This is a genomic window from Pseudomonas sp. DrBHI1 (assembly GCF_002205115.1).
In the GTDB taxonomy this organism is placed as follows: domain Bacteria; phylum Pseudomonadota; class Gammaproteobacteria; order Pseudomonadales; family Pseudomonadaceae; genus Aquipseudomonas; species Aquipseudomonas mosselii.
Genome location: NZ_NIBE01000098.1, coordinates 1,316 through 6,047 on the forward strand (window position 1 = coordinate 1,316; position 4,732 = coordinate 6,047).

General features: G+C 64.3%; 5 protein-coding genes. 4 read left to right on the top strand and 1 reads right to left on the bottom strand.

Going from position 1 to position 4,732, the window contains the following annotated elements:
- On the top strand, positions 1–168 hold a 168-nt coding region (locus CC207_RS27865), incomplete at its 5' end, for a TetR family transcriptional regulator C-terminal domain-containing protein (protein ID WP_256582140.1).
- Positions 169–210: 42 nt separating this feature from the next.
- Here the strand turns inward: CC207_RS27865 and CC207_RS19955 are convergent.
- The gene (locus tag CC207_RS19955; protein WP_028692837.1) at positions 211–651 is read right to left on the bottom strand and encodes a heme-binding protein; all 441 of its coding nucleotides are present in this window, start codon (positions 649–651) and stop codon (positions 211–213) included.
- Positions 652–908: 257 nt separating this feature from the next.
- Between CC207_RS19955 and gcl the strand changes: the two genes are divergently transcribed.
- From gcl to CC207_RS19970, 3 genes are all read left to right on the top strand, one after another.
- Positions 909–2,684 carry a glyoxylate carboligase gene (gene gcl, locus CC207_RS19960; protein ID WP_011532933.1) on the top strand — a complete coding sequence of 592 codons (1,776 nt, stop codon included), beginning with the start codon at positions 909–911 and terminating at the stop codon, positions 2,682–2,684.
- A gap of 54 nt (positions 2,685–2,738) precedes the next feature.
- Complete coding sequence (gene hyi / locus CC207_RS19965; RefSeq protein ID WP_088852638.1) at positions 2,739–3,521, top strand: hydroxypyruvate isomerase; 783 nt, start codon at positions 2,739–2,741, stop codon at positions 3,519–3,521.
- A 180-nt stretch (positions 3,522–3,701) separates the two neighbouring features.
- On the top strand, positions 3,702–4,595 hold the full coding sequence (locus tag CC207_RS19970; protein WP_028692835.1) for a 2-hydroxy-3-oxopropionate reductase: 894 nt from the start codon (positions 3,702–3,704) through the stop codon (positions 4,593–4,595).
- Positions 4,596–4,732: the final 137 nt, after the last annotated feature.

Genomic DNA, 4,732 nt, shown 5'->3' on the forward strand with positions numbered 1-4,732 from the left:
CACCACCTGATGTTCAGCATCTGGGCGGCGACGCAGACCTACGCGGATTTCGACTGGCAGATCGCCGTGGTGACCGGCAAGGCCAAGCTGGCCGACAGCGACTATGACGCGGCGGCGGAGACGATCATCCGCCTGGTGTTGAAGGGCTGCGAGCCCGAGGCGGCCTGATAGGGCCAATGGGGCCGCAGAGCGGCCCCAAAATGCCGAGCCTTACGCAGCAACCCCCGCATCCGCCGTCAGCCCCACCTCTTCGATCGCACTGATCGCGCACTGCTCGTCGATATCCGAGGTATCGCCGCTGATCCCGACGGCCCCCAGCACCTTGCCGTCACGATCACGGATCAGCACCCCGCCCGGCACCGGCACCACCGGCCGCTCGCCCAGCCCGTTCAGCGCGGCATAGAACGCCGGCCGCTGCTGCGAATCCAGCGCCAGCAGGCGCGAGCCCTTGCCCAGGGCCACCGCCCCCCAGGCCTTGCCGATGGCCACCTGCGGACGCAGCAGGGTGGCGCCATCCTCGCGCTGCAGCGCCAGCAGGTGCCCGCCGGCATCCAGCACCGCCACGGTCAGCGGCGCGGCGTTGATCTTGCGGCCCGCGGCCAGCGCGGCGTTCACCACGCCGACGGCGTCTTTGAGGGTCAATGCGTTCATGAAAAGGTCCTCTTCTTGTTGTGAGAAGCCCTGAGGGCAGTTGAAAACCAGTAGACAGAATAGAACACAACGAAGGCACGCTTTGTATACAATTATTTGACTCAATCTCGCCAAGTGCGACGAAATGCCGCCTCATCGCCCAATGACCACTCAGTCAACGCCGCCGACGAAAATGGATTGACCTTTTGCGCCGAGCATGAATACACTCTGCCGCAACGCAAGTTGTATACAATTACAAAATCGATGAGGCACAAACCATGAGCAAAATGAGAGCAATCGATGCAGCCGTTCTGGTCATGCGCCGTGAAGGTGTAGATACCGCGTTCGGCATTCCGGGGGCTGCCATCAACCCGCTGTACTCGGCCCTGAAGAAAGTCGGTGGCATCGATCACGTCCTCGCTCGCCACGTCGAAGGTGCCTCGCACATGGCCGAGGGCTACACCCGCGCCAACCCGGGCAACATCGGTGTGTGCATCGGCACCTCCGGCCCTGCCGGCACCGACATGGTCACCGGCCTGTACAGCGCCTCGGCCGACTCCATCCCGATCCTCTGCATCACCGGCCAGGCACCGCGCGCACGCCTGCACAAGGAAGACTTCCAGGCCGTCGACATCACCAGCATCGTCAAGCCGGTGACCAAGTGGGCAACCACCGTCCTGGAACCAGGTCAGGTGCCCTACGCCTTCCAGAAAGCCTTCTATGAAATGCGCACCGGCCGCCCGGGCCCAGTGCTGATCGACCTGCCATTCGACGTACAGATGGCCGAGATCGAATTCGACATCGACGCCTACGAGCCGCTGCCAGTACACAAACCACAAGCCAGCCGCGTACAGGCCGAGAAGGCCCTGGCCCTGCTCAATGACGCCGAGCGCCCGCTGCTGGTGGCCGGTGGCGGCATCATCAACGCCGACGCCAGCGACAAGCTGGTCGAGTTCGCCGAACTGACCGGCGTGCCGGTGATCCCGACCCTGATGGGCTGGGGCACCATCCCGGACGATCACGAACTGATGGTCGGCATGGTCGGCCTGCAGACCTCGCACCGCTACGGCAACGCCACCCTGCTCAAGTCCGACCTGGTGTTCGGCATCGGCAACCGCTGGGCCAACCGCCACACCGGCTCCGTCGACGTCTACACCGAAGGCCGCAAGTTCGTGCATGTGGACATCGAGCCGACCCAGATCGGCCGCGTATTCACTCCGGACCTGGGTATCGTTTCCGATGCCGGCAAGGCACTGGACGTGTTCCTGGAAGTAGCCCGCGAGTGGAAAGCCGCCGGCAAGCTCAAGTGCCGCAAGGCCTGGCTGGAAGACTGCCAGCAGCGCAAGGCCACCCTGCAGCGCAAGACCCACTTCGACAACGTGCCGGTCAAGCCGCAGCGCGTGTACGAAGAGATGAACCAGGTGTTCGGCAAGGACACCTGCTACGTCAGCACCATTGGCCTGTCGCAGATCGCCGGCGCGCAGTTCCTGCACGTGTACAAGCCACGCCACTGGATCAACTGCGGCCAGGCCGGCCCGCTGGGCTGGACCATCCCGGCCGCCCTCGGCGTGGTCAAGGCCGATCCGAAGCGCAAGGTCGTCGCGCTCTCCGGTGACTACGACTTCCAGTTCATGATCGAAGAGCTGGCGGTGGGCGCGCAGTTCAACCTGCCGTACGTCCACGTGCTGGTGAACAATGCCTACCTCGGCCTGATCCGCCAGGCCCAGCGTGGCTTCGACATGGATTACTGTGTACAACTGGCCTTCGAGAACATCAACGCCACCGACGCCGCCACCTACGGTGTCGACCACGTCGCCGTGGTCGAAGGCCTGGGCTGCAAGGCCCTGCGCGTGTTCGAACCGGCCGACATCGCTCCTGCCCTGCTCAAGGCGCAGAAGATGGCCGAAGAGTTCCGTGTGCCGGTGGTGGTCGAAGTGATTCTCGAGCGCGTGACCAACATTTCCATGGGCACCGAGATCAACGCGGTCAACGAGTTCGAAGACCTCGCCCTGGTCGGCAACGACGCGCCGACCGCCATCTCGCTGCTGGACTGATCGCCTGACGCCCCCGTGCCTTGCGCGGGGGTCTTCAACGCAAGGAGACGACTTATGCCTCGCTTCGCCGCCAACCTGTCCATGCTGTTCACCGAACAGGACTTCCTGGCCCGCTTCAAGGCCGCCGCCGACGCTGGTTTCAGCGGTGTCGAATACCTTTTCCCGTACGATTTCAGCGCCGCCGAGATCAAGCAGCAGCTCGACGCCCACGGCCTGACCCAGGTGCTGTTCAACCTGCCGGCCGGTGACTGGGCCAAGGGTGAGCGCGGCATCACCTGCCACCCGGACCGCGTCGCAGAGTTCCGCGCCGGCGTCGACAAGGCCATCGAGTACGCCAAGGTGCTGGGCAACACCCAGGTCAACGCCCTGGCCGGCATTCGCCCCGAGGGCCTGGACTGCGCCACCGTGCGCAAGACCTTCGTCGACAACCTGCGCTACGCCGCCGACAAGCTCAAGGCCGCCGGGATCCGCCTGGTCATGGAAATGATCAACACCCGCGACATCCCGGGCTTCTACCTGAACACCACGAAACAGGCCCTGGAGATCCAGGCCGAGGTGGGCAGCGACAACCTGTTCCTGCAGTACGACATCTACCACATGCAGATCATGGAAGGTGACCTGGCCCGCACCCTGGAAACCAACCTGAAGCTGATCAACCACGTGCAGCTGGCCGACAACCCGGGCCGCCACGAGCCGGGCACCGGCGAGATCAACTACCGCTTCCTGTTCGAGCACCTGGACCGCATCGGCTACCAGGGCTGGGTGGGCGCGGAGTACAAGCCCAAGACCACCACCGAGGCGGGCCTGGGCTGGCTCAAGACCCATAACGCAATTTAAGACCCACGCGGAACTGTTGTAGGAGCGGCCTTGTGTCGCGAAAGGGCTGCGCAGCAGCCCCCGGCAATCTTCCGGCGTGACTGAGATCGTGGGGCCACTGCGCGCCCCTTTCGCGACACAAGGCCGCTCCTACAGGGGCCTGGTCGCCTGTTCATACAAATACAAAGAGGCAGAACTCTCATGGCTAAAATCGGTTTCCTCGGCACCGGCATCATGGGCAAGCCCATGGCCCAGAACCTGCAAAAGGCAGGTCACAGCATCTTCGTTTCCACCCACCACGACGCGGCACCGGCCGACCTGATCGCCGCCGGCGCCGTGGCCCTGGCCAACCCGAAAGAGGTTGCCCAGGAAGCCGAGTTCATCATCGTCATGGTCCCGGATACCCCGCAAGTCGAGAGCGTCCTGTTCGGTGAGAACGGCGTCGTCGAAGGCGTCGGCCCGAACAAGGTGGTAATCGACATGAGCTCGATCTCCCCCACCGCCACCAAGGCCTTCGCCGAGAAGATCAAGGCCACCGGCGCCGCCTACCTGGACGCCCCGGTGTCCGGCGGCGAAGTCGGCGCCAAGGCCGCGACCCTGAGCATCATGGTCGGCGGCTGCCCGAAGGCCTTCGAGCGTACCCTGCCGCTGTTCGAAGCCATGGGCAAGAACATCACCCGCGTCGGCGGCAACGGCGACGGCCAGACCGCCAAGGTGGCCAACCAGATCATCGTCGCCCTGAACATCCAGGCCGTCGGCGAAGCCCTGCTGTTCGCCGCCAAGAACGGCGCCGACCCGGCCAAGGTGCGCGAAGCACTGATGGGCGGCTTCGCCTCGTCGAAGATCCTCGAAGTACACGCCGAGCGCATGATCAAGGGCACCTTCGATCCGGGCTTCCGCATCAACCTGCACCAGAAGGACCTGAACCTGGCCCTGCAAGGCGCCAAGGAACTGGGCATCAACCTGCCCAACACCTCCAACGCCCAGCAAGTGTTCAGCACCTGCGTGGCGCTGGGCGGCGGCAACTGGGACCACTCGGCGCTGATCAAGGGCCTCGAGCACATGGCCAACTTCTCGATCCGCGACGACAAGTGATTTGAATCCGGGGGCTGCTGTGCAGCCCGCTCTACAGGCGGTACGCAATCCCCTGTAGGAGCGGCCTTGTGTCGCGAAAGGGGCGCAAAGCGCCCCCACGATTCCAGATCCAACACCGCTGAACCTGCAACCACAGG

What these genes read in the sequence shown, in the direction of transcription:
- hyi (WP_088852638.1), top strand. Translation starts at nt 2,739, where the DNA reads ATGCCTCGCTTCGCCGCCAACCTGTCCATGCTGTTCACCGAACAGGAC.
- gcl (WP_011532933.1), top strand. Translation starts at nt 909, where the DNA reads ATGAGCAAAATGAGAGCAATCGATGCAGCCGTTCTGGTCATGCGCCGT.
- CC207_RS19955 (WP_028692837.1), bottom strand. Translation starts at nt 651, where the DNA reads ATGAACGCATTGACCCTCAAAGACGCCGTCGGCGTGGTGAACGCCGCG.
- CC207_RS19970 (WP_028692835.1), top strand. Translation starts at nt 3,702, where the DNA reads ATGGCTAAAATCGGTTTCCTCGGCACCGGCATCATGGGCAAGCCCATG.